Source organism: Hyphomicrobium sp., assembly GCF_019744875.1.
In the GTDB taxonomy this organism is placed as follows: domain Bacteria; phylum Pseudomonadota; class Alphaproteobacteria; order Rhizobiales; family Hyphomicrobiaceae; genus Hyphomicrobium_C.
In genome coordinates this window covers 267,206-288,597 of record NZ_JAIETU010000003.1, presented here as the reverse complement: position 1 = coordinate 288,597, position 21,392 = coordinate 267,206, and the positions used below count along the sequence as shown (strand labels likewise).

The 21,392-nt window shown below is 64.5% G+C and carries 22 protein-coding genes and 1 tRNA gene; 11 read left to right on the top strand and 12 right to left on the bottom strand.

From position 1 onward, the window contains the following. The first annotated feature begins 43 nt into the window (after positions 1–43). The 6 genes from K2Y42_RS08215 to K2Y42_RS08190 all read left to right on the top strand — a co-directional run bounded on the left by K2Y42_RS08215 (position 44) and on the right by K2Y42_RS08190 (position 4,257). Positions 44–472, top strand: coding sequence for a YciI family protein (locus K2Y42_RS08215; protein WP_291150880.1), 429 nt, complete (start codon positions 44–46; stop codon positions 470–472). A gap of 15 nt (positions 473–487) precedes the next feature. Further along, positions 488–1,048 carry an SRPBCC family protein gene (locus K2Y42_RS08210; RefSeq protein WP_291150878.1) on the top strand — a complete coding sequence of 187 codons (561 nt, stop codon included), beginning with the start codon at positions 488–490 and terminating at the stop codon, positions 1,046–1,048. Positions 1,049–1,052: 4 nt separating this feature from the next. Further along, on the top strand, positions 1,053–2,129 hold the full coding sequence (locus tag K2Y42_RS08205) for a sialidase family protein (protein WP_291150875.1): 1,077 nt from the start codon (positions 1,053–1,055) through the stop codon (positions 2,127–2,129). Beyond that, positions 2,129–2,455: a MoaD/ThiS family protein gene (locus K2Y42_RS08200; RefSeq protein WP_291150872.1), complete on the top strand. Its 327-nt coding sequence runs from the start codon at positions 2,129–2,131 to the stop codon at positions 2,453–2,455. The genes K2Y42_RS08205 and K2Y42_RS08200 overlap by 1 nt, the downstream gene beginning before the upstream one ends. A 91-nt stretch (positions 2,456–2,546) precedes the next feature. After that, positions 2,547–3,257 (top strand): type 1 glutamine amidotransferase, encoded by a 711-nt coding sequence (locus K2Y42_RS08195; protein ID WP_291150869.1) that lies wholly within the window; start codon positions 2,547–2,549, stop codon positions 3,255–3,257. Between the two features lie 61 nt (positions 3,258–3,318). Beyond that, positions 3,319–4,257, top strand: a complete 939-nt coding sequence (locus K2Y42_RS08190) for a LysR family transcriptional regulator (protein ID WP_291150866.1) — start codon at positions 3,319–3,321, stop codon at positions 4,255–4,257. A 267-nt stretch (positions 4,258–4,524) separates the two neighbouring features. On the opposite strand, the gene K2Y42_RS08185 is transcribed toward K2Y42_RS08190, so the two are convergent. The 4 genes from K2Y42_RS08185 to K2Y42_RS08170 are packed head-to-tail and all read right to left on the bottom strand — an operon-like array spanning position 4,525 to position 9,337. Continuing rightward, positions 4,525–5,568 carry a DUF4340 domain-containing protein gene (locus K2Y42_RS08185; protein WP_291150863.1) on the bottom strand — a complete coding sequence of 348 codons (1,044 nt, stop codon included), beginning with the start codon at positions 5,566–5,568 and terminating at the stop codon, positions 4,525–4,527. A 24-nt stretch (positions 5,569–5,592) separates the two neighbouring features. Continuing rightward, entirely contained in the window at positions 5,593–7,617 is a 2,025-nt protein-coding gene (locus tag K2Y42_RS08180; protein ID WP_291150862.1) for a Gldg family protein, read from the bottom strand. Positions 7,618–7,626: 9 nt separating this feature from the next. Then, positions 7,627–8,373: an ABC transporter permease gene (locus K2Y42_RS08175; RefSeq protein WP_291150859.1), complete on the bottom strand. Its 747-nt coding sequence runs from the start codon at positions 8,371–8,373 to the stop codon at positions 7,627–7,629. A 13-nt stretch (positions 8,374–8,386) separates the two neighbouring features. Continuing rightward, complete coding sequence (locus K2Y42_RS08170; RefSeq protein ID WP_291150856.1) at positions 8,387–9,337, bottom strand: ABC transporter ATP-binding protein; 951 nt, start codon at positions 9,335–9,337, stop codon at positions 8,387–8,389. 401 nt (positions 9,338–9,738) lie between these two features. Here K2Y42_RS08170 and K2Y42_RS08165 point away from each other — a divergent pair, with 401 nt between their 5' ends. Both K2Y42_RS08165 and K2Y42_RS08160 read left to right on the top strand, forming a co-directional pair. After that, the gene (locus K2Y42_RS08165; RefSeq protein ID WP_291150853.1) at positions 9,739–10,524 is read left to right on the top strand and encodes a hypothetical protein; all 786 of its coding nucleotides are present in this window, start codon (positions 9,739–9,741) and stop codon (positions 10,522–10,524) included. A 355-nt stretch (positions 10,525–10,879) separates the two neighbouring features. Continuing rightward, positions 10,880–11,422 (top strand): hypothetical protein, encoded by a 543-nt coding sequence (locus tag K2Y42_RS08160; protein ID WP_291150851.1) that lies wholly within the window; start codon positions 10,880–10,882, stop codon positions 11,420–11,422. Positions 11,423–11,449: 27 nt separating this feature from the next. Here the strand turns inward: K2Y42_RS08160 and K2Y42_RS08155 are convergent. From K2Y42_RS08155 to mnmA, 3 genes are all read right to left on the bottom strand, one after another. Then, positions 11,450–11,526, bottom strand: a tRNA-Met gene (locus K2Y42_RS08155). 93 nt (positions 11,527–11,619) lie between these two features. Then, a complete protein-coding gene (locus K2Y42_RS08150; protein ID WP_291150849.1) occupies positions 11,620–12,336 on the bottom strand; it encodes a class I SAM-dependent methyltransferase in 717 nt (238 codons plus the stop codon). A gap of 103 nt (positions 12,337–12,439) precedes the next feature. Next, positions 12,440–13,615 (bottom strand): tRNA 2-thiouridine(34) synthase MnmA, encoded by a 1,176-nt coding sequence (gene mnmA / locus K2Y42_RS08145; protein ID WP_291150847.1) that lies wholly within the window; start codon positions 13,613–13,615, stop codon positions 12,440–12,442. A gap of 321 nt (positions 13,616–13,936) precedes the next feature. On the opposite strand from mnmA, the gene K2Y42_RS08140 reads away from it, so the two are divergent. Then, positions 13,937–14,215, top strand: a complete 279-nt coding sequence (locus K2Y42_RS08140; protein WP_291150845.1) for a DUF1153 domain-containing protein — start codon at positions 13,937–13,939, stop codon at positions 14,213–14,215. Positions 14,216–14,276: 61 nt separating this feature from the next. On the opposite strand, the gene K2Y42_RS08135 is transcribed toward K2Y42_RS08140, so the two are convergent. Both K2Y42_RS08135 and K2Y42_RS08130 read right to left on the bottom strand, forming a co-directional pair. After that, positions 14,277–14,882, bottom strand: a complete 606-nt coding sequence (locus K2Y42_RS08135; protein ID WP_291150843.1) for a hypothetical protein — start codon at positions 14,880–14,882, stop codon at positions 14,277–14,279. A 271-nt stretch (positions 14,883–15,153) separates the two neighbouring features. Continuing rightward, positions 15,154–15,534: a flagellar export protein FliJ gene (locus tag K2Y42_RS08130; protein ID WP_291150841.1), complete on the bottom strand. Its 381-nt coding sequence runs from the start codon at positions 15,532–15,534 to the stop codon at positions 15,154–15,156. Between the two features lie 623 nt (positions 15,535–16,157). Between K2Y42_RS08130 and ctrA the strand changes: the two genes are divergently transcribed. Both ctrA and K2Y42_RS08120 read left to right on the top strand, forming a co-directional pair. Further along, complete coding sequence (ctrA, locus tag K2Y42_RS08125; RefSeq protein ID WP_291150839.1) at positions 16,158–16,856, top strand: response regulator transcription factor CtrA; 699 nt, start codon at positions 16,158–16,160, stop codon at positions 16,854–16,856. A 302-nt stretch (positions 16,857–17,158) separates the two neighbouring features. Further along, positions 17,159–19,381: a S8 family serine peptidase gene (locus tag K2Y42_RS08120; RefSeq protein WP_291150838.1), complete on the top strand. Its 2,223-nt coding sequence runs from the start codon at positions 17,159–17,161 to the stop codon at positions 19,379–19,381. A 106-nt stretch (positions 19,382–19,487) separates the two neighbouring features. Here K2Y42_RS08120 and K2Y42_RS08115 read toward each other — a convergent pair whose 3' ends face one another. The 3 genes from K2Y42_RS08115 to K2Y42_RS08105 form a co-directional block, all read right to left on the bottom strand. Further along, positions 19,488–20,348 (bottom strand): hypothetical protein, encoded by an 861-nt coding sequence (locus K2Y42_RS08115; RefSeq protein ID WP_291150837.1) that lies wholly within the window; start codon positions 20,346–20,348, stop codon positions 19,488–19,490. Between the two features lies 1 nt (position 20,349). Then, complete coding sequence (locus K2Y42_RS08110) at positions 20,350–20,883, bottom strand: RNA polymerase sigma factor (RefSeq protein WP_291151438.1); 534 nt, start codon at positions 20,881–20,883, stop codon at positions 20,350–20,352. Positions 20,884–20,992: 109 nt separating this feature from the next. Then, the gene (locus K2Y42_RS08105; RefSeq protein ID WP_291150836.1) at positions 20,993–21,367 is read right to left on the bottom strand and encodes a hypothetical protein; all 375 of its coding nucleotides are present in this window, start codon (positions 21,365–21,367) and stop codon (positions 20,993–20,995) included. Positions 21,368–21,392 lie beyond the last annotated feature (25 nt).

The window sequence follows — 21,392 nt, the reverse complement described above, 5'->3', positions numbered from 1 at the left end:
ATCGTCCTAGATCCGTAACCGCACAAATGAAGGAAAAGAGCCGATGAAAGTCATGGTGGTGATGAAGGCGACCGCAGACACGGAAGCCGGAAAAATGCCAAGCACGCAACTTTTGGCGGACATGGGGAGGTACAACGAGGAGCTCGTCAAAGCCGGCATCATGCTTTCGGGCGAAGGGCTGCATCCAACGGCGAAGGGCGCGCGCGTTTCGTTTGACGGCGACAATACGGACGTGACGCGTGGGCCGTTCGATCTCAATGGGACCATCGCGGGTTTCTGGATGTGGACTGTCTCATCGATGGATGAAGCGATCGCCTGGGTGCGGCGCTGCCCGAACACCGATGGCGGACATAGTGAGATCGAAATCCGTCCGGTGTTTGAAGCCGCCGACTTTGGAGATGCGTTCACGCCGGAGCTGCGGGAGCAGGAAGAGCGCCTGCGCGAGACGCTCGAGAAGCGCACGACCGCGTAGCCAGGGAGACGAAACATGCTCGATACGATTGGATATATTGCAATCGGCCTTCTCGTGGCGGTGGCGCTTTTGGTCGCTTACGCTTCCACCCGGCCGGACCAGTTCCAGGCCTCGCGCCGTGTTGCGATCGCGGCGCCCCCCGAGGCGATTTTTCCGCTGATCAACGACCTCAGGGCGTTCACGACCTGGTCGCCTTTCGAAAAGAAGGACCCAAACATGACGCGGACCTTCAGCGGGCCTTCCGAGGGGCCCGGCCAGCGTTACGACTGGAAGGGCAATAGCCAGATCGGCGAGGGCTGGCTCGAGATCCTGAGCGCGACGCGGCCGTCGCAGGTCGACTTTGGGCTCAACATGGTGAAGCCCATGACGGCCAGCCACCGCGTGACGTTCACGCTTGTTCCGGATGGCGAAAACACGATCGTCACCTGGGCCATCGCCGGCCGGGTGCCGCTTCTCGCAAAGGTGCTGCATCTCTTTATCGACGTGGATCGCATGTGCGGCCAGGATTTCGAGGCCGGTCTCGCGAGCCTGAAGGCCGCGACCGAACGCGCCCCGGCAATGTCAGCAAAGGCCTGATCCCATGAGCAAGGTCCTCCTCCTCGTCGGAACGAAGAAGGGCGCTTTCCTTGTCGAGAGCAACGACGGGCGCCGAAGCTGGACCATCAAAGGTCCGTTCTGCGAAACGTGGCCCATCCAGCACATGATTGCCGATCCGGCCGAGCGAACGATCTATGCGGCGGGCGGCAATGCGTGGTTCGGTCCGGCGGTGTGGAAAACGACCGACCTCGGCGAGACATGGACGCATTCGAGTGCGGGGCTCGCCTACGAGGAGGGCGAGGAGCCGGTGGCGAATGCGTGGAGTCTCGCGGTCGGCCCCGACGGGCTCTATGCGGGCGTGGAGCCCGCGGGTCTCTTCAAAAGCTGCGACGGCGGCGAAACGTGGAGGCACGTCGCGGGACTGCGCGCGCATCCTTCGCGGACGCAGTGGCAGCCAGGTGGCGGCGGCCTGATCCTGCATCACATCGTGACGCGGGGGGACGACGCGGCGCAGCTCTGGGTCGGAATATCCTCGGCAGGTGTGTTCCATTCCGCCGATGGCGGGGCGACGTGGGAGCCGCGCAATCGCGGCACGCGGGCCGACTACATGCCGGAAGACCAGAGGTATCCGGAAGTCGGGCAGTGCGTGCACAGCCTCGTGATGGCGCCGGGAGGATCGGACCGGCTCTATCAGCAGAACCATTGCGGCATGTACCGCAGCGACGACGGCGGGCGCGTGTGGACCAGCATCGAAGATGGGCTGCCGTCGACGTTCGGCTTCCCGGCGGCGGCGCATCCGCGCGATCCCGATACGCTGTTCCTGCTGCCGCTCAACGGCGACATCAATGGACGCTACATGCCGGACGCGAAGGCGGCCGTCTGGCGCACACGCGACGCGGGTGCCACGTGGTCCGCCTTGCGTGACGGGCTGCCGCAACAGAACGCCTACTTCGGCGTGCTGCGCCAGGCGCTCAGCACGGATCGGCTGGAGCCTGCGGGCGTCTATTTCGGCACCGGCGGCGGGGCGTTGTTCGCCAGCGCGGACGAGGGCGAGAGCTGGTCGTGCCTGGCGGAGCATCTGCCCGCGATCTCGTCGGTCGAGACGCTGGTGATCGATTGATGGCACACGACGGCAGGCCGGGTGGAGATGACAACCTAGAGGCGGCGGCGCCTCGTCTCCCGAGCGTCTGTCTCGTGCTGCCGCGGGCGCTGCTGTCTCTGTTTCCCGATGCCTCGCGCGAGGTCGAGCTTTCGGCGGCGACCGTGGGTGAGGCCATAGCCGCGCTCGATCAGCGGTGGCCCGGCATGCGCGACCGCCTGTGCGATGCCACGCCGCGAATCCGCCGGCATATCAATGTCGTGGTCGATGGCCAGCGCGCCCGGATCGACACCGCCCTGAAGGATGGTGACCGCGTGCACGTGCTGACGGCCATCTCGGGTGGATGATACTCTCGGGAAATATCTTTCACTTGTGCGGGTGGTTGCGGGCAGCGTATGCCGTAAGGTGACCTAGGCCATGGCATTGCGGAGCCCGCGCATGAAACTGATCGTTCTGCAGCATCTTTCGGTTGAGCATCCGGGTGTGTTCCGGGACTTCCTCAAGGCGGACGGGATCACCTGGGAGACGGTCGAGATCGATGAGGGCGAGACCATTCCCGACCTCGCGCCGTTCGATGCAATGATGGTGATGGGCGGTCCGCAGGACGTGTGGCAGGAGGAGCAGTATCCCTGGCTCAAGCCGGAGAAAGCCGCCATTCGCCGCTTCGTGGTCGAGATGAACCGCCCGTTTCTCGGTATCTGCCTCGGGCACCAGTTGCTGGCGGAGGCTGTCGGCGGGCATGTTGCGCTCGGCAAGACGCCGGAAGTCGGCGCGCTCCAGATCATGAAGACCGAGGCGGGCCGCCGCGATCCGCTGTTTGCGGGCGTTCCCGATCCCATCAACGTGCTGCAATGGCATGGGGCCGAAGTCACCGCATTGCCGGAGGGCGCTGAGGTTCTTGCGCGCTCCGACGCGTGCGAGATCCAGGCGTTCCGCTTCGGAGACCGCGCCTATGGGCTGCAAAGCCACGTCGAGGTGACGGGCGGGACGGTGGCGGACTGGGCGGCGATCCCGGAATATGCGCGCGCGCTCGAAGTGGCGCTCGGCGCGGGCGCCGTCGATCGCGTGGCGGCGGATGTGGAGCGGAACCTCACGGGCTATACGGCCGTCGCGCGGACGCTCTATAACAACTTCAAATCTCTGATTTGAACGTGCGCCCCACCATGTGAGGGGCGCCGATCATCGTCCAGCCCAGCTCGAGATCGCCCAGATGGACAAGCTCGACGCGATGAACGTGCTCGTCAAGGTCGTGGCGACCGGCAGCTTTGCCGAGGCGGCGCGACGGCTTGGCGTGACGCGCTCCGCCATCAGCAAGGCGATCACGCAACTCGAGCAGGCGCTGGGTGCACGGTTGCTCGATCGCACCACACGGCGCGTGGTGCCGACGGAAGCCGGGCTCGCCTACTACGAGCGCTGCCTCGCCATTCTCGCGCAGGTGGACGAGACGGAAGCACAGATCTCGCGGCTGCACGAAGAACCGCGCGGCGTGCTGAAGGTGAACGGTCCGATGTCGTTCGGCACGCTCTACCTCGGTTCGGCGATTGCGGATTTCATGGCGCGGTATGTCGACCTCAAGGTCGAGCTGACGCTGACGGACCGGCTGGTCGATCCGCTGGAGGAAGGCGTCGACGTGACCGTTCGCATCGGGGCGATGGTCGATTCCAGCCTGATCGCCCGGAAGATTTCGACCGTGCGCGTGGTGCTGGTGGCTGCGCCCAAGTATGTCGCTGCGTTCGGTGCGCCGGAACAGCCGACCGATCTCGTCAGCCACCGCTGCCTTCACTACGGACACTCGACGACCGTGCCGCGCTGGCAGATCACCGACAACGGCGTGCCGATGTCAGTGCCGATCGCGGCCTGCCTCAGCTCCAACAACGGCGACGCGCTGCGCGAGGCGGCGCTCAAGGGCATCGGCATCGCGCGGCTGCCGAGCTTTCTGGTGGGGTGCGATATCGCAGACGGCAAGCTGGCCGTGGTGCTGCCCGACTACCCGCCGCAGGATGTCACCATTCATGCGCTCTACGCGCCGAACCGGTTTCTCGCCGCGAAGACGCGCGTGTTCATCGACTTTCTCGTTGAACGCTTCGGGCATCCCGAGTGGGAGAGGTTCGAAGCGTCCGGGCGCGCGCCTGCTGAGCGGACAACGTAGAGCATTTTCCGATCGCACGGCTTCGTGCTCGTTCGCTCAATGAGCATAGCTTGAAGCGTGACTGGACCCTGACCTTTGTCAGGGTGACGGATTGATTGGTCGCTACGGACGGCTCATTCCCAACGCGTCATCCTGGTGGAGGCCAGGATCCAGTCACCTAGGTCCTCTTGCCGATTCCATCAGACCGGAAACCGCCCAGACGTGACGCGAGCGCGGGCGGAACGCGCGATGCGTAACGTATCGCTGCTGGCCGGTGCTGATCGAGCGCTACGAAGCTTGGTCTTCCAGCAGGTCGTCGCGGGCTTTGAGCATCGTGTCGGACTTCGAAGGCAGGATGACGAACTCCCAGCCTGCGGCGCGCGCGGCAATGTCGGCTGCGGCCTGTTTCGCCTCGCCGTCGCCCTTGGCGTCGATCGTGACCCAGGTGTTGTCCTTGTCGCTGCGGACCTTGAGGGTGATCTTGAGGCCGGCGTCGGTCGTGAAGCTCACGGTGCCCGCGTCGGTGCCGCCCGGAGTGGCGGGCGCCTTGCGCACCTTTTCCAGATCGAGGAACGAGGCCGCCTCGATGATGTTGTCGATCATGTTCACGTACTTGATGCGCTTGCCGGCGGGGATGTCCGCCAGCGTGTGCGCGCCGTCCTCGCTCCGCTTGATGACGTATGCGGGCTGGCCCGGAAGCTCGACGGTGAGGGAGCCGATCGTTTCCGTCTTGGTTTCGAAAATGCGCGGCTCGGCCCAGCTTTTGAGATTGGCGTCGCCCGCGATGTCGCTGCTGGCGAGCCAGCTCTGATCCTCGCCGGGGCGGCGGACGTACGTCTCGGAGCCGGCGCCAGATCCTGAGCCTGCGGCGTGGCTCGCGGCTTTCGATTTACCGGCGATGACCTCGGCGAGAGGCGCGCCGGTCGCATCTTCCAGGCGGACGAGGCGGGCGCTCGAAAGCTTGCCGGCCGGGTCGTCGACTGCGAGGGCCGAATAGCGCGCGGGGAGCGCGGTCTTCGCCTCCAGCAGGCGCGCGTTCGACAGCGCGGCGATGAGCGCGCGCACCTTGTCGGTGCTGGCGGGATAGCCGTCCTGGCTCTTCATGACCCACCGCTCACCGGACTTTTCGTCGCCGGATTTTTCGAGGGTCAGCGTCGTGCCGCCTTGCGTGACGGAGACGCGCGCCACCTTGCCGGCGGCAAGGCTGGGGAACAGCGGAGTGGTACCGGAGGCGCCGGGGGCCGATGGCTGACGCGCAGCATGGACGGCGATCGCGACGATCAGGGAGAGGGCTGCCGCGGCGGCGAGGGATGCGAAGTGCTTCGGTGTCATGGTGTCAGCTCCCAACCTGTCTCGTCACGCCTTCGGTCCGGCGCGCCGCGCGCGCCAGACACTCCAGCCGATGCCGCCGGCCGCGATAAGGAGCGGGACGAGGGCGATGTTGGCGAACTTGAGCCATCCGTCGAGGCTGTTGATGCTCTGGCCGAGCGCCAGCTTGACCTGGCGAAGCTCGCGGCGTGTTTCGATCACCTGCGCCTTGAAGCCCTCGATGACCGCGTTCTCCTGCTCGGAGGCGATGACGCCGTTCGTGGCGGCGGCGGTCTGGTGCTTCTGCAGCTCGGCTTCGGCCGACTTGAGCTTGGCGGTCAACGCCTCCTCCTTCTCGCGGTACTGGCGCTCCGCGTCGCGACGGAGGTTTTCGACGAGGGTGAAGGTGCGATCCTTGATGCCACGGCCGCGCAGGGCCAGCATGGCGTCGCTGCCGGTCAGGTTTTCCAGCGCGCCGACGACGAAGGCGCCGTTGCTGGCCGAGGGGACGACGAACTGCTGGCCCAGCATGTCGCGGTTTTCCACCCAGAAGCGGTCGTTGAGGAAGTCGGTGTCGGCAACGACGATCGCGTTGATGTGGCCCGTTGCGACATGATTGGGGCCGGGGGTGGCGGAAGCTGCGGGCTTTGCGTCGTCGGTCTTCTTGGTGGCGTCTGCCGCGGGAGCGTCGTTCTTGTCCTCGGGCTTCTTGTCATCAGGTTTGTCGGAAGCCTTCGGCGCACCGGCCGGGAAGGCGCTCTTGGCGTCTCCCGAAATGCGTACGGCGAGATCGAGCGGCTTGCCGCCGGGCTTATAGTTGCGCAGCAGCGCCACCGGGTCGGCGCTCATGCCGACTTGCTCCGTCTTGACCTCCATGGCGTCGGGAGAGGTCGTCAGCAGCGGCGTGACGCGCGTCGTCGCGCCCGCGATGGGTGTCAGAATGCCGGCCGATGCAACATTGAGGATGTCGATGCCGCTCGACAGGACATCGCCCGGATCGACGTTCGATTTTTCGAGGCCGAGCCAGACGACATACTGCGTCACCGAGCCCTCTTCGCCACGTCCGAACTGCACGCGGCGGGCGTGGCGGAGGTCGGCTGCCACCTTCTTGGCGTCGAAGTCCACGCCCCACGACTTCAGAAGCGCTGCGACCTGCTCGTTGCCTTCGCCCTTTTTCTGCAGCAGTTCGAGCTGGGCGGCTTCGGCCATCGGATCGACGAGCACGAGCAGCTTGCCGCCCTTGAGTGCGTATTGGTCGATGGCGTAGGCCGCCTGGGCCGTGAGCTGCGTCGGCTTGGCGACCAGCAGCACATCGATGCGGGAGGGGATTTCGGTCACGCCCTGGTCGAGCGTCTCGACGTCGAAGAACTCGCGGATCTGGCTCATGATGACCCACGGCGGCGTGGGCTGCTTGGTCATCGGGTTCTCGCCGCCTTCGAGGGGCAGCGACGTGATGAGGCCGACGCGGGCCTTCTTCGAGTTGGACAGCGTGTGGATCAGCTTGGTGATGTCGTATTCGACGAAGCTCTCGCGATCCGGCGTGAGGCTCGGGATGACCTGCTGGTCGTCGGTCGCGTTGGTGGCGACGAGGCCGAAGTAGCCGGTCTCGCCTTCGGCATTGAGGCGCTGGCCCTGAAGTCCGGCGGCGACGGCCTGATCCTCGACGTCGGTGAAGGGAAGCGGATCGATCACCTCGAGCTGAAGCTTGCCGCGCGACAGGCGCTGGAATTCCTCGAGCATCGTGCGGATGCGGTTTGAGTAGCTGGCGAGGGAGGGCGCGCGCTCGCCGAGCTTCGAGGAGAAATAGAGCTGCACCTTGATGGGCTCTTCGATCGCGCTAAGGACGGTCGCGGAGCCGGGCGAGATCGTGAACAGGCGGTCTTGCGTGAGGTCAGCCTTCCAGCCGCCGAACAGTTCGGACGAGATCAGGTTGACCGAGAGCAGGATCACGGCTCCGAGCGCGAGCCCGCCCCAGGCGAGACGCGCGGGGCTGAGCCGTGAGGCGAACGCGACGAGCGCGGAGAAGGCGCTCGTGACGCCGTTGCGGACAGTGTCGATGAGAGGCGATGTCATGAGCGGGCCTCAGGCGGATTTCTTCTGGGTGACGGCGATGGCGTTCGCGAACAGGGCGAACGCGATGAGCGAGACGAAGAACACGATGGAGCCGAGGCTGACGACGCCGCGCGTGATCTCGTCGTAGTGGGAGAGCACGCTCATGCTGGAAATCGCATCCGAGACGATGCGGGGCGTCCACACGCGGAACGTGTTCTGGACGATGTCCATGCCGCTCGTGACCAGCAGGAAGCAGGCGGTCGCCGAGAGGATGAAGGCGATCACCTGGTTCTTCGTCAGGGCGGAAATGAAGGCGCCGACGGCCAGGAACGCGCCCGCCACCAGGAAGCTGCCGAGGTAGCTGGCCAGGATCACGCCGTTGTCCGGGCTGCCGAGTACGTTGACCGTGATCCACATCGGGAAGGTGAGCATGAGCGCTACGCCGACGAACGCCCAGGCGGCGGCGAACTTGCCGACAATGGCTTCTGCGGGCGAGATCGGCAGCGTCATGAGCAGCTCGATGGTGCCGGTCTTGCGCTCTTCGGCCCAGAGCCGCATGGCGACGGCCGGCACGAGAAACAGATAGAGCCAGGGGTGATAGATGAAGAAGCTTTCGAGGTTCGCCTGGCCGCGCTCGAAGAAGCCGCCGATGAAGAATGCGAACGCGCCCGTGGCGGCCACGAAGATCGTGATGAACACGGCGGCCAGCGGCGTCGAGAAGTAGGCGGCGAACTCGCGCCGGGCAATGATCGCGGAAGTCTTCAGGAAGTCTCGCATGGTCTGCGCCCGCTCAAGCTTGGACTGAGGTGGTGATGTCGCGAAACACGTCGTCGAGCTTGCCGCGTTCGACGTAGATCTCGGTGACTGAGATCTGTTCGCGGCGCACGAGCTCGGCGACCTGTTCGAGGGGTGCAGCGGTGCCCTTCGGGAGCGCGCGCAGGTGCACCGTGCCGTCGGCTCCGTCGGCCGTTTCAACGCGGATGACGCTGGAAAGAGCAGACATCGCCTTCATCAGCGCTTCGGCCTTGTCGCGGGCGACACGCACGGCGACGGCGCCATGGTTGGGCGCGCGGCGCAGAAGATCCTCCGCCGTGCCGTCGGCCACGATGCGGCCCTTGTCGATCACGACGGCGCGGGTGCAGACGGCTTCCACTTCTTCCAGGATGTGGGTGGAGACGATGATCGCCTTGTGGGCGGCCATTTCGCGGATCAGCTCGCGGATGTGGTGCTTCTGGTTGGGATCGAGGCCGTCGGTCGGCTCGTCCATGATGAGAACCTGGGGATCGTGCAGGATGGCCTGGGCGATGCCGACGCGGCGCTTGAAGCCCTTCGAAAGCGTCTCGATGCGCTGGTCGAGCACGCCGCCGAGACCGGCCTTGGCCACGGCCGCCGTGACGCGCGTGCGGCCGTCGTTGCCGTCGTAACCGCGGATCTCGGCGATGAAGGACAGGAAGCTCGCAGGCGTCATGTCGGCGTAGGCGGGTGCGCCTTCGGGGACGTAGCCGAGGCGCGATTTCGCGGCCTTCGGGTTGGTGAGCACGTCGAAGCCGCAAATTCTGGCGGTGCCCGCATCCGGCTCGAGGAAGCCGGTGATCATTTTCATGGTCGTGGATTTGCCGGCGCCGTTGGGGCCGAGAAAACCGAGCACCTCGCCTTTTTCGACGCTGAGCGAAATTCCATCCACAGCTCGAATTCGGCCGAAGGTTTTCTGCAGTCCCACGGTTTCAATGAGCGCTGCCATCGTTGTCCTCTCTCCACGCCGCCACTCATACGGCGGCGGTCTGCTCCGAGCCTTCTTCACGCTGCTCTTTCGTGCGGGCCGATACCTACGGGTGGCCGTCACGCTTTTGGACGCCATTGCAAAGGGTTGTGGTGTGCCGCGTGGAAGCGGCGGCGGCGAGTTTCAATAGGGGATGACGCGTGCTGTGCTCAACTTACGAATTTGTCATGGTGAGCGCGGGGACGCTGCGTGCGCGATTGCGCAACTGTTTGATTCGCTTCGGTGTTGCGGACGCGGCGCGGTCTGCCCAAAACGCCGCCACATGACCCCGTGGCGGCTTGTTCGGGCGACATAAATTTGTCATTGCTCGCCGAACATTGCGGGAGCGTACCGTTCGGCCTCGTATGGCCTGGGAGTGAAAGATGAGCGCGACCTCGCCGAAAGGCACCACGAGATTGTCCACGCCGCCTCCGCCGCTGGATGTCATTCCCGCCGCGCAGTGGGCGCCGCGTAGCGCGGACCTGTGGTGGTCGGCCTATCTTCCTCTCGCGATCCTGGCGGGTGTTCTCGTCACGCACACCTTCACCCGCGAATTCTACGTGGCGCATGTCCTGCCCGAGGGGTTCGGCTTTCTCGAGCTGACGCAGTTCTTCCTTGCGCTGGGGGCGGCTATTCTTTCGGCGCGCGCCTTGCGGTTCGGTGTCGTGAAGGGAAGCACGCTGCTCTGGATCGCGATCGTTTTCTTCGCGCTCGCTGCTTTCTACATCGCGGGCGAGGAGCACAGTTGGGGGCAGCACTTCTTCAACTGGAACACTCCGGCCTACTGGTCCGAAATCAACCGGCAGCAGGAAACGAACCTGCACAACACATCGCCCTGGTTCAATCAGCGGCCGAAGCTGCTTTTCGACAACGCGATGTTTGTCGGCGGGCTGCTGGTGCCGTTCATCCAGACCTGGACCGGGTACTTCCGCAGTCCGCTGCTCGCGCTGTTGACGCCGCCGCTGGCGATTGCGCCGGCCGCGCTGATCGCGCTCAGCTTCAAGGTGGTCGACGATCTCGGCAAGTCGGTGGTGGGGGAGCAGATCTTCACGCGCCCGAGCGAGGTGGTCGAGACGTTCCAGTATCTCTACATGCTCTATTATGTGGTGGTGCTCACGCGGCGGCTGAGGGCGCTCGATGCGGCGGGCGTGAAGTCCGTGACGCTCTAGGCGTTGCCGGACGCCCAACCACTGGGTGTGCGGGGCGGCCGGAAGCCCTCGCCCGCGCTATTTTTATGCTTTCGTGAGCTGATCGATGCTGGGACACCGTTTCCCGGCATCCCAGCTTTCTGGGCATTCCCGGTCCACCTGGCATCCTCGTCCTTCCGGAAATCCCCCATTCTTCATCGCTCTACCTCGGTATGAAGAATCTGCTTGCGCAGATGGTTTGCCGTCGGATTTAATGAACTGGCTGGGGACGGCGGGACATTTAAACTTGCATTAACTAGAATCGCCAGACTCTGCGAGCTGAAGAATTCTCGGCCACGTTCTGCGTGTCGTCAGTGTTGCTCCTGGAGTTTTGCCCATGCTTACCAGCCCATCGGACGCCCGCGACCCTGCCAACACGAGCGAAGATCGCTCGGCCAGCGTGGTCGCTCTCGGCGCAGCGAGCCGTTCTGAAATCAGCGTTCAGAGCGTGCGCGACCAGAAGATGGCGGCACCCGTTCATGTGGCCGGCTGGGGCACGGCGATGGCCGATGCCGACGAGATCAGCATCCGCCTGCGCACCATCGAAGATGGGTTCGAGCTGATGCGCGCCGCGCTGCCGCGCGAGAAGGCGGCGAACGAACGTTTTGATGCCATCGAAAAGCAGCTTCAGGGATTGCGGGCCGACGTCGATGCGGTCGGAAGCCGGACGCGGTTCGACTGGGAGCTGCTGAGCGCTGCCGTGCGGCGTGCTGAGGTTCTGAAGACGATGGAAGAGACGGCGCTCGACCGGATCGCCAGCCTGGAGAAGCGTCACGCCGAGCTCGACGGCTGGGTGAACACGCTGCTGGTCCGGGGGCAGACTTGGGGGGCTGTCTTCTTTCTGATGCTCGCCGCTGGCGTCGTTGCCGGAGCGCGGTGAGGCTGAAGAGGCGAGCCTAAAGAAAAGTGGTAGCGAGACCCAGACTTGAACTGGGGACCTACGGATTATGATTCCGCCGCTCTAACCAACTGAGCTATCCCGCCACGAACGGTGTCTATAGGAATCCCCGAGGCCGCCGTCAAGCGCTGCGGTGTGCAGCCTTGCCGTAAATCGGCCGCGGGTCCTGATAATCCGGCTTACTCGGCAGCGATGGGCTGCTGTCCCTGCTCCACCTTGCGGAAGCGCATCATCGTGAAAATTCCCCACGGACGAAGCGCGCGGCGCTCGGCCAGGGTGAGGTCGTCGCAGACCATGACGCGCGACTGGTCGAAGACCGGACGCCAGCCGATGATTTCAGCGAACGGAGCCATGCGGCGCTCGACCCAGCCGCGCACGCCTTCGGTCTGGCTGAAGTGATTGACGAGCAGCACTTCGCCGCCGGGCTTGGTGACGCGGGCGAGTTCGCGCATGACGCGCTCCGGCTCGGGCACCACGGTCATGACGAACATGGCGGTGACGATGTCGAATGAATTGTCGGGAAACTTGAGGTCGCCGGCGTCCATCTCGTGCAGGCCGGTGACGTGATCCAGGCCTTCGTTGGCGACGCGCTCGCGCGCCTTGTCGAGCATGTCGGGCGAGAGGTCGATGCCGATGATTTCGAGGTGGCGTCCGTAGTCGCCGAGGGCGAGGCCGGTGCCGACGCCCACTTCGAGAACGCGGCCGCGATCAGTGCTGGAGTTGATCACCTCGGCCGCGTGCTTGCGGCCCTCGGTCGAAACGCGGCCGAACGTGTGATCGTAGATCGGCGCCCAGCGGCGGTAAGCCGTCCGGACGACGTCCTCTTCGATGCGGCCGATGCCGACGATGCGGCCATTGGAACGCTCAAGGTCTTCGACACGCAAGCGAGGCTTCATTTGGGGCTTCATATTCTGCACGCGTTCATCTCCAACCGAAGCTTGTTCCCATGGGCCGAAGAGTTCCGGTCACGGCTTCGGAAAATTTTTTGTCCGACCGCTGTCATGCGGGCGATTCCAGAGCATCCATTGTATCGGCCTTCACGGCCTCTGCAATCCATCCGCCGCCCAGCACGCGGGCTTCCTGTGAGTCATCGGCATAAAGAACGCAGGCCTGACCTGCGGCCGCACCCTGCTCTCCGTACCGCAACGTGACGCGCACGATCCCGTCCTGATCCAACGAAACCGTGGCAGGCTGCGGCGCCTGCGAGGACCTGATGCGTGCGAAAACCTCTGCTCCCGATCCGCCGACAGCCTCTTCGAGCGAGCCGTCGCCAAGCCAGTTGACGTTTCTAAGAACAAGCGTGCGCGTGTGCAAGAAGGCACGTGGTCCCACCACCACCTCGTTGCGCTTGGCGTCGAGGCGCAGCACGAAGAGCGGATCGGCGGAGGCGATCTTGAGGCCGCGCCGCTGGCCGATGGTGTAATTGATGATGCCGTCGTGGCGGCCGAGGCGGCGGCCGTCGACGTGGACGATGTCGCCGGGCTGCAACGCGCCGGGCTTCAAGCGCTCGATGACGTCGCTGTAGCGGCCCTTGGGCACGAAGCAGATGTCCTGGCTGTCCGACTTCTCGGCAACGAGCAGACCAAGGTCGTGGGCCAGGGCGCGGACATCGCTCTTCGGCATGCCGCCGAGCGGGAACCACAGGCTCTCGAGCTGCTCGCGCGTCGTGGCGAACAGGAAGTAACTCTGGTCGCGCGCTGCATCCGCGCCGCGCAGAAGCGTCGCGCCGTCACGGCCCTGGCCGCGCTGCACGTAGTGGCCGGTGGCGAGCAAGTCGGCGCCGAGATCGCGTGCGGTGGCGAGCAGGTCCTGAAACTTGATCTTCTGATTGCAGGTGACGCACGGGATGGGCGTCTCGCCGGCGACATAGCTCTCGGCGAACGACTGCATCACCGCGTCGGAAAAGCGCTTCTCGTAGTCGAGCACGTAGTGGGGGATGGAGAGCGCCTGGGCGACGCGTCGCGCATCCTCGACGTCCTGGCCGGCGCAGCACGATCCCTTGCGGCCGACCGCTTCGCCGTGATCGTACAACTGCAACGTAATGCCGATTACTTCGTGGCCGGAGCGCGCGAGGATGCCGGCGACCACGGACGAATCCACGCCGCCCGACATGGCCACGACAACGCGCTTGCGCTTGCCGTCTCCGATTGGGGATTCGAGGGGGCGTGTAGACACGTGGTTGTTCCGTTTTTCTCGTGCAGCCGAATGCTGCCCTGTGCGGTCTATTCTATGCAGCCGCAGCAAGGTTTACCGCAGTGCGAAGCGCTGCGATACGCCGTCATCCGGGCATAGTAATGGCCAGTTTGCTGACTGTGCAAGCCGCCGTTGCTCAGGAAACACGGCCTCCCGGCGGCGAGGGGGCGCACGCGTCAACCATAACGGGGGCCGTCGCGTGACGCTGCACCCAGTTTTATGATACGTTTACTCAATGGCTTAGCTTATGTTTAATAGAATTAAGCTAAGGTCGTGGCTGGTCAATAGTTAGTATCGAGTATCATGACCGAACATCACATGAGAGCGCGCGTGCGCTATGTCATCGGCCCCGATGGGAGCCCGCTGACGGTTGCAGATCTCCCGCCACGGGATACGAAGCGTTGGGTCATTCGCCGCAAGGCGGAGGTCGTCGCGGCTGTGCGAGGCGGGCTGTTGAGCATCGAAGAAGCCTGCGAACGGTACAAGCTGACCGTGGACGAGTTCCTGTCCTGGCAGCGGTCGATCGACAAGCATGGCCTTCCCGGGCTTCGCGCCACGCGGATCCAAGACTACAGAAGCTGAGCGCCGTTTCCGCGGACGCTCGAGGCCGCCTGGCCCGCAGATTGACCTCTGCGCGCCGGCGTCACGGCTTTTTCTTGTGCTTCTTGTCGTTTTTCGCGGCTTGAACGGCAACTGCCGGTTCGGCGGCCCATCCGGCCGTAACCGGTGTTTCGCCGCATCCGCCGTCTTCGGCCGCGGCCCAGCGTTCGACGTCGAGTTTGAGCCGGTTCGCCAGGACTTCGGGAAGGCGGACGTTTTCGATCTCGACACGGGTTTTGTCCTGCGACGGCGAGATGGCGACCCGATAGGCGCGGAGGGCGCGGGGATCATCCGCGGCCATGTCGCGCGTCATGATCTTGATTTCCGAATTTCCCCCGCGTGAGGCCGGTTCGGCCGCCGCGTGATAGATGTATTGCGCTTTCAGGGGACCTTCAGCCCCGAACCAGCAGGTCAGGACGCCGCGCGCGATGCGGGTGTAGACCTCGGTCGGCGTACCGACCACGACATCCTTCGGTAAGAGAAGCTTCTGCAACGCGGACGGGGCGGAGGGATCGCTCACCTCGGCCGTGGCGGGTGCGGGCGCTGGTTCGCCAATGACGGGCGGCGTCAGGCCGCTGCCGGAGCAGCCCGAGAGAGCCGCCGTCAGCAGACCGATAATCGCGACCGTGTTTGCTTGCCTGCAACGCATGGTTTGGTGTGGCGCACTCGGACGTTTCGGACGGACGACATTTCGGACGGACATCCCGGCGGGTCTTGCGACAACCGATCGATGGCGGTCCGGTGGCCGGTTTCCGATCCGGGCCGGCGCGCGCGGGGGTGCGGCGCGCCTTACGCCTTGCGGAGTGGCATGGGAAAACGGCGAACGCAAGTCGGCACGCAGGGGGGCTCCCTCAAGCCCTCCTGCGTGCCGACCCTGTTGCGTTCCGCGACTTGGAAGCGGCTGGGGGATTTCGTTCCGGCTAGCGGAGCGAAAGTCCGCCGGTACGCTCGTGGCGGCGGCGCGGGCGGCTCAGCTCGCGCGGCTGGTCGGTGGTGAAGCGGGCGAGCTGCTGCTTGGCCGTGTCGAAATCCGACTGGGCCGCTTCAAGCTTGCCGCGAAGTCCGGCAATCGACGCGCGCAAGTTGTCGCGGCGAAGGGCGGCCGATTTGGCGAAAGTCGAATAAGAGAAATGCTTCGGGTCTTTAATCCCGGTGCGGTCTTCTTCGGCCTGGATCTGGCGATCCAAGTCGCCGGCGATCGTTTCGAATTCCCTGATCATCTGTTCGAGATCGCCAACCTTGCGGGCCCTCTCGTCCATTTCGAAGCGCTTCAGCTTCAAAGCTGTCTCGCGTGCCTTCATCGTCCGTTACCCCTACTCAAGAACACCTGAAGTCTCAGTCTCAAGAACCGTGCCAATCGGCCGTTTCCGAGCGGTCTTCAGGTGCTTCCATCCCGGCCAAATACTCTGGCGGGTACGCTGGTGAACCGGAGGTCCGATCCCCGGTTGTCTTTACCATGGCACGATCCCATTAAGTTGCGGTAAAGCAACGGCGTAAGCTCATTAGCTCATTTTTTACGTCGCCCTACCGTTGTAGTTGTTTTCGGGCCCTAGGGCTAGCGGGCGAATTCTGTTACCTCTTGATTCGTGTCGTTCGGCGTCCGGGTGTGCCGGCTCCCTCGCTTCGCAGCGTCGAGGCCGGTCCTGAAATGTTCTGAGCGGCCTTCGAGGGGGAAGGATCAGTCTCTATTTTCGCCATATTTGACGCGCCGAGCCTTCGGCGCGAGGGGGAGTATTTTGTCCCGCGTGGGTGAAATTGGACCAACACAGAGTTTTGTATGTTTCGAAACGGAAATTAGGATTTGTTAACCTGTGATTGTTACTTTTGTCGTTACGGTTTGGACAGGTTTGTCTGCGTAGCTGTAGCTTTCCATTAAGATTTCAGGCGGCGCGCCTTGTGATGGGGCAAGGAAGAGGGAATTAGCATGCGGGTCCTTCTGATCGAGGACGACAGCGCAACTGCGCAAAGCATCGAGCTGATGCTTCAGTCCGAGGGTTTCAACGTCTATACGACGGACCTCGGCGAAGAGGGCGTCGATCTCGGCAAGCTTTATGACTACGACATCATTCTTCTCGACATCAACCTGCCGGACATGAGCGGGTATGAAGTCCTGAAGATGCTTCGAGTGGCGAAGGTTCAGACGCCGATCCTCATTCTCTCTGGGCTTGCTCAGATCGAGGATAAGGTGCGTGGCCTGGGCTTCGGCGCCGACGACTACATGACGAAGCCCTTCCATAAGGATGAGCTCGTCGCACGCATTCACGCCATCGTGCGTCGCTCGAAAGGGCACGCACAGTCGGTCATCGAGACGGGCGACCTCCGGGTCAACCTCGATACCAAGACGGTCGAGGTCAACGGACAGCGCGTCCACCTCACCGGTAAAGAGTACCAGATGCTCGAGCTGCTCTCGCTGCGTAAGGGCACGACGCTCACCAAGGAGATGTTCCTCAATCATCTCTACGGCGGCATGGACGAGCCCGAGCTCAAGATCATCGACGTGTTCATCTGCAAGCTCCGCAAGAAGCTGCAGGTCGCGACCGGCGGTCATCACTACATCGAAACGGTCTGGGGCCGCGGTTACGTGCTGCGCAATCCGGGCGACGAGAGCATCGCCGCCGCCTAACGCCGCGCCGTATCCGCTCGCGCACTCATCGAAGGCGTCTTTCGATCCGATCGCTCGGACCGAAAGGCGCCTTTAATTTTTTTTGCGGCGCTTTCGAGACGCCCGGCGAAGAAATTGAATTGGCTCGTTTTGAGCACAGGCAAAAATTCTCCTGCAAAATGAGATCAAGCCGCAAGACGGACTCTTTTTAGAGCTAGGCGTGATGTTTTCGAGACATAGACAACGAGGTCGATTGTGCCTCTTGTTGGTTGCGTCGAACCACATTTCGCCAGGGGGCCGTGTGTGGGCGGGGGCTTGAAGACATGGATCATCGTACCGTGTTCCAGCGGGCCGTGTTCGCGCGGTTCGTGACGTTCCGGGGCATGCCGCGGCGCGGGTTTGCTGCGTGCGCGCGCCTTGTGTTGGCCGCGTGCCTCGCGGGCTTGGTGGTCTCGGCGTCGGGCCCTGAGGCCGTTGCCCACGACAAGAACAAAAACAATCAGAGCAGTGATTTCGAGCGCAAGCTACGCGAAATACAGGCCGAAATGGAGCGGCAGCGGCGCGAGCAGGAGCTCAATCAGCGCGCCATGCAGAAAGCTGCGGAAGAAGCGCAGAAGGCGGCCGAGCGCGAGGCGCGCAAGCGCCAGGAAGAAATGGAACGCGACATGCGCCGCGAGCAGGAACGCATGATGCGCGAGGCGGATAAGGCGCGCGAAGCGGCGATGCGCGAAGCCATGCGCGCCCAGGAGCAGGCTCAGCGCGAGGCGCAACGCGAGCAGGAAAAACGCATGCGCGAGGCCGAGCGCGACGCGCAGAAGGCCATGGACCAGGCGCGGCGGGCCGCCGAGGAGGAACAGCGCAAGCAGGCGCTGCGCGATCAGAAACGGCAGCAGGACGACGCCCGTCGCCGGGCGGAGAACCCGCAGAAGGACGACCGTGCCGATGCGCCGAACGTGAAAGATTTCGAACAGCGCACCAAAGATCTCGACGCCGACCGGAAACGCCAAGTCGATCAGTTGGCGCGCGACCAGGACAACCAGCGCCGGCTTGACGAGGACCGCGCGCGGCGCGACCGCGAACGGGATGCGCCTGCTCCCGTCGCCCTGCCAAATCCAACTCAGCCACCGCCCGCGAAGACGTGGGCGGACGGAAAGACACCGTGGGTCAAGGGCGCTCCGCCGCCTCCGCCGGTCGCCGATCGTGCCCCCAACAAGGCCGCTCTTCCGAGAGCGCCGCTGCCATCGCTGCCCCCGCCCGTTCCGGTGACCTATCCGGGCAAGGACAAGGGCGCGGAATTGCCGACCGACATGTTTGCCAAGGCGCGGCAGGGTGAGTTCGTCGTGCCGGCTCTTTCGCCGGCGGACGTCAAAAAGCTGCAAGATCGCGGTTTCGAGGTCTCGGATCCCGCGCCGACGGGTGGCAAGAGCGCGGTGCAGCGCGTGCGCGGGGCAACCTACGACGTCAACGAAGCCGAGCGCGAGCTGCACAAGGCGCTGCAGACCTCGGTCATGCAGAACTTCGCCTACAGCATCTTCCTCGGCTCGCTCGGTGAAACCGATCCGGGCGCGCCCGACAAACGCGCCATCACGCCGGCGACGGCGCAGCCCTGTCCCGACGCCGTGTGCTTCGGCCGGAAGTTCATCAACTGGAGCCGGGCTGCGGGCGCGTGCACGAAGTCGGCCAAGATCGGCATCATCGATACATCGTTCGACATCGGCCATCCCTCCTTTACGGGGCTGAAGGCCACGAGCCGCGCGTTCCTCGATCATGAGAAGCCGTCGCCTTACGACTGGCACGGCACGGCGGTGCTCTCGCTCCTGGCCGGCAATCCGGACACCAGCACGCCGGGTCTGGCCCCTGGTGCGCACTACTTCCTGGCGACGGCGTTCCGCAGCGACATCACGGGCAACGCCTCCACCGATACCGTGCGCCTGCTCGGCGCGCTCGCCTGGCTCGAGGAGAGCAAGGTCAACATCGTCAACATGAGCTTCTCGGGTCCGCAGGATCCCGCGATCGCGCGGGCGATCGCGCGGATGAGCAAGAAGGGCATCGTGTTCGTGGCTGCGGCCGGAAACATGGGTCCGAATGCGCCGCCGAGCTATCCGGCCGCCTACCCGCAGGTGATCGCGGTGACGGCCATCAACCGCAAGGGCAACACCTACACGAAGGCCAATCGCGGCACGCATATCGATCTTGCGGCGCCGGGCGTGGATGTCGTAACCGCGCTGCCGAAAGCCCAGCAGGGCTACAGGACCGGCACGTCGTTTGCGGCGCCTTTCGTGACGGCCATTCTTGCGACGCAGGGCGATCTTGCGTTCACGGGCCAGAAGGCGAAGCTGCTGCCGAAGCTGTCGGTGCGCGATCTCGGCCCGCCGGGGCGCGATCCGATGTACGGCGCGGGGCTTGCCATGGCGCCCACCGTGTGCGGCGACGGCACTGCCGTTGCGGCCGACGATACCGTGCCCGTGCTGCCGCGACCGGTCGAGGCAGCGAGCGATGCGTGGGGCGCAAAGACGACGCTCATGCGCGCAGGCGCTGGGCCATAGGGGGCACCGTCCATAGTGGTCCGGGCCTCCATGCGCCGCCGTGCGCGCGCGTCAATGCGGCTGCGAGCCTCTTGTTTTTCCGGCGCCTCTGGGTAACGGCCAGCCCTTACTGGCCGGCTGCCGTCGCCGGCTTCTGCGCGCCGCGCCAGGAATTCTTGATCCGCTCGGCTTCGTCCTCGTTGCCGAACGCGTTTCCGGAAATCAGCGTCGCGACCAGTTCGTCGATTTCGGCGATCGCTTGCCCGCCCGCTGTCTGATGCGGTGCATTCGGGTTTGCGGGCGGATTTTTCGGCGTGCCAACATGGAGCGCAACATTCCAGGCGCCTTGCGGCGTGCGGCAGGCGAGCCCCGCGTAGTCCGGACCGGCGTCGGTGCGCAGGATCCGATACTCGCGGCAGACGCCGTCCGCTTCGGTGGCAAACGACAGCACTGGAACGATGGTGGCGCGGTCGCCCGCATAGGCGCTTTCGCTGGGCGTTGCTTCCAGGGCGTTGGCGAGCGCGCCGGAGGCCACGAGGCCGCTGGCGGTCGCCGTGATCATCGGGAGCGGCGCGGAAGCGCGGCCCGCGAGCCAGCCGACCGTGCCTGCCGAGAGAACCGCGGCGGCAAGACCGGCGGCGAACGCCGGAGAGAACTGCGCGGGCGAGAGTGCGGCGGCGGCGCGATCCAGGCCTGCGCGCAGGCGCTCGGTCCAGCTCATCTGCCTGGGCATGCTCATGAAGCCGATGGGCGTGCCGCGGCTGGAGGGCGCGCCGCGCAGGACGGCGGCGATCAGGCGATCAGGTACCGGCTCAGTCAGCACCTCGTCGAAGACGGCGGCGAGGGGCGCGCGTGTGACGATGAAAACGTCGAGGCGGCGGCGCAGCTCTGCGTCGTGCAGCATGCGCTGCTCGATCGCGGAGGCTGCGGCAGGTGCTAGTTCGCCATCGGCAAATCGCATCAGGTCCTCGTCAGAAATCGCCATCATGTCAGCGCTCCCGGACCGATGCGCGAACGGCAGCCGGTTCTTGCGCCGGCAGCTCCGTGAGCGCTGCGTAGAGCGTCTGGCGCGCGCGCGACAAGCGGCTCATGACCGTGCCGATGGGAATGCCGAGAATAGCTGCTGCCTCCTTGTAGGGAATGCCTTCCACGCAGACCATCGCCACCAGAACCTGCTGATCGGCGGGCAGACGGGAAATGCTTTCCGTCACCGCGGCGAGGGTGAGGCGCATTTCGGTGAAGTGGCGGCCGTCGACACCTGGAAGCTCGGCCACTTCCTCGATCTGCTGTTGCTCCCCGTGGCTCTTGCGGCTGCGGTGGTGGTCAATCCAGATGTTTTGAGTGATGCGATACATCCAACTATCAAGACTCGTTCCGGGTTGCCATTGATCGAGGTGTGAGAGCGCGCGCTCGCACGTGTCCTGGACAAGGTCGTCAGCCTTGTCTTTGTCTCCTGTGAGCGCGAGCGCGAAACGGCGTAGGCGCGGTAGTAGCTCGATCATCCGCGACTGGATTTCATCCATCACGGTCCCCTCTCCGCGACTGTTGGATACAACGCACCCTCCCCGTGGGTTATTCCTAAGCGCGGTGTATTCGCGGCATCTGTGGCCGAATAACGACTCTGCTGGCGGATCATCCCAGCAGCCGGCCTTCGAGCTGGATCACGCAACTGTCGATATTGTGTAGGATTTCATCGGCTTGATCGAGATCGCGGCGGAAGCTTTCGGGATCGGGCAGGGCCTTACGTTTCTTGAAGACGCGTGAGACGCGCCGCAGGGTTGCGAACAGGCCCCGCTGGCGGGCTTCGCGCTGGTCCACTGCTTCGGCGCGCTCGACGAGCCGGCGGGCCGTCTGCTCCTGCTTGGCCAGGCGGCGCTTCAGAAGGGCCAGCTCCTTCTTCTTGTGCCTCAGCTCCTTGATCGCCGCGCGGGCCTCCTTTTCAGAGGTGACCTCGACGACCACTTCGGTGCCGTCGATGCGCGCGTATCGCATTTGTCTCAATTGCATGAACGATGTTCCCCGAAGCGAGCGC

Excerpts from the sequence above, each read along its gene's own strand:
- K2Y42_RS08215 (WP_291150880.1), top strand. The coding sequence starts at position 44 with ATGAAAGTCATGGTGGTGATGAAGGCGACCGCAGACACGGAAGCCGGA.
- K2Y42_RS08210 (WP_291150878.1), top strand. The coding sequence starts at position 488 with ATGCTCGATACGATTGGATATATTGCAATCGGCCTTCTCGTGGCGGTG.
- K2Y42_RS08205 (WP_291150875.1), top strand. The coding sequence starts at position 1,053 with ATGAGCAAGGTCCTCCTCCTCGTCGGAACGAAGAAGGGCGCTTTCCTT.
- K2Y42_RS08200 (WP_291150872.1), top strand. The coding sequence starts at position 2,129 with ATGGCACACGACGGCAGGCCGGGTGGAGATGACAACCTAGAGGCGGCG.
- K2Y42_RS08195 (WP_291150869.1), top strand. The coding sequence starts at position 2,547 with ATGAAACTGATCGTTCTGCAGCATCTTTCGGTTGAGCATCCGGGTGTG.
- K2Y42_RS08190 (WP_291150866.1), top strand. The coding sequence starts at position 3,319 with ATGGACAAGCTCGACGCGATGAACGTGCTCGTCAAGGTCGTGGCGACC.
- K2Y42_RS08185 (WP_291150863.1), bottom strand. The coding sequence starts at position 5,568 with ATGACACCGAAGCACTTCGCATCCCTCGCCGCCGCGGCAGCCCTCTCC.
- K2Y42_RS08180 (WP_291150862.1), bottom strand. The coding sequence starts at position 7,617 with ATGACATCGCCTCTCATCGACACTGTCCGCAACGGCGTCACGAGCGCC.
- K2Y42_RS08175 (WP_291150859.1), bottom strand. The coding sequence starts at position 8,373 with ATGCGAGACTTCCTGAAGACTTCCGCGATCATTGCCCGGCGCGAGTTC.
- K2Y42_RS08170 (WP_291150856.1), bottom strand. The coding sequence starts at position 9,337 with ATGGCAGCGCTCATTGAAACCGTGGGACTGCAGAAAACCTTCGGCCGA.
- K2Y42_RS08165 (WP_291150853.1), top strand. The coding sequence starts at position 9,739 with ATGAGCGCGACCTCGCCGAAAGGCACCACGAGATTGTCCACGCCGCCT.
- K2Y42_RS08160 (WP_291150851.1), top strand. The coding sequence starts at position 10,880 with ATGCTTACCAGCCCATCGGACGCCCGCGACCCTGCCAACACGAGCGAA.
- K2Y42_RS08150 (WP_291150849.1), bottom strand. The coding sequence starts at position 12,336 with ATGAAGCCTCGCTTGCGTGTCGAAGACCTTGAGCGTTCCAATGGCCGC.
- K2Y42_RS08140 (WP_291150845.1), top strand. The coding sequence starts at position 13,937 with ATGACCGAACATCACATGAGAGCGCGCGTGCGCTATGTCATCGGCCCC.
- K2Y42_RS08135 (WP_291150843.1), bottom strand. The coding sequence starts at position 14,882 with ATGCGTTGCAGGCAAGCAAACACGGTCGCGATTATCGGTCTGCTGACG.
- K2Y42_RS08130 (WP_291150841.1), bottom strand. The coding sequence starts at position 15,534 with ATGAAGGCACGCGAGACAGCTTTGAAGCTGAAGCGCTTCGAAATGGAC.
- ctrA (WP_291150839.1), top strand. The coding sequence starts at position 16,158 with ATGCGGGTCCTTCTGATCGAGGACGACAGCGCAACTGCGCAAAGCATC.
- K2Y42_RS08120 (WP_291150838.1), top strand. The coding sequence starts at position 17,159 with ATGGATCATCGTACCGTGTTCCAGCGGGCCGTGTTCGCGCGGTTCGTG.
- K2Y42_RS08115 (WP_291150837.1), bottom strand. The coding sequence starts at position 20,348 with ATGATGGCGATTTCTGACGAGGACCTGATGCGATTTGCCGATGGCGAA.
- K2Y42_RS08110 (WP_291151438.1), bottom strand. The coding sequence starts at position 20,883 with ATGGATGAAATCCAGTCGCGGATGATCGAGCTACTACCGCGCCTACGC.
- K2Y42_RS08105 (WP_291150836.1), bottom strand. The coding sequence starts at position 21,367 with ATGCAATTGAGACAAATGCGATACGCGCGCATCGACGGCACCGAAGTG.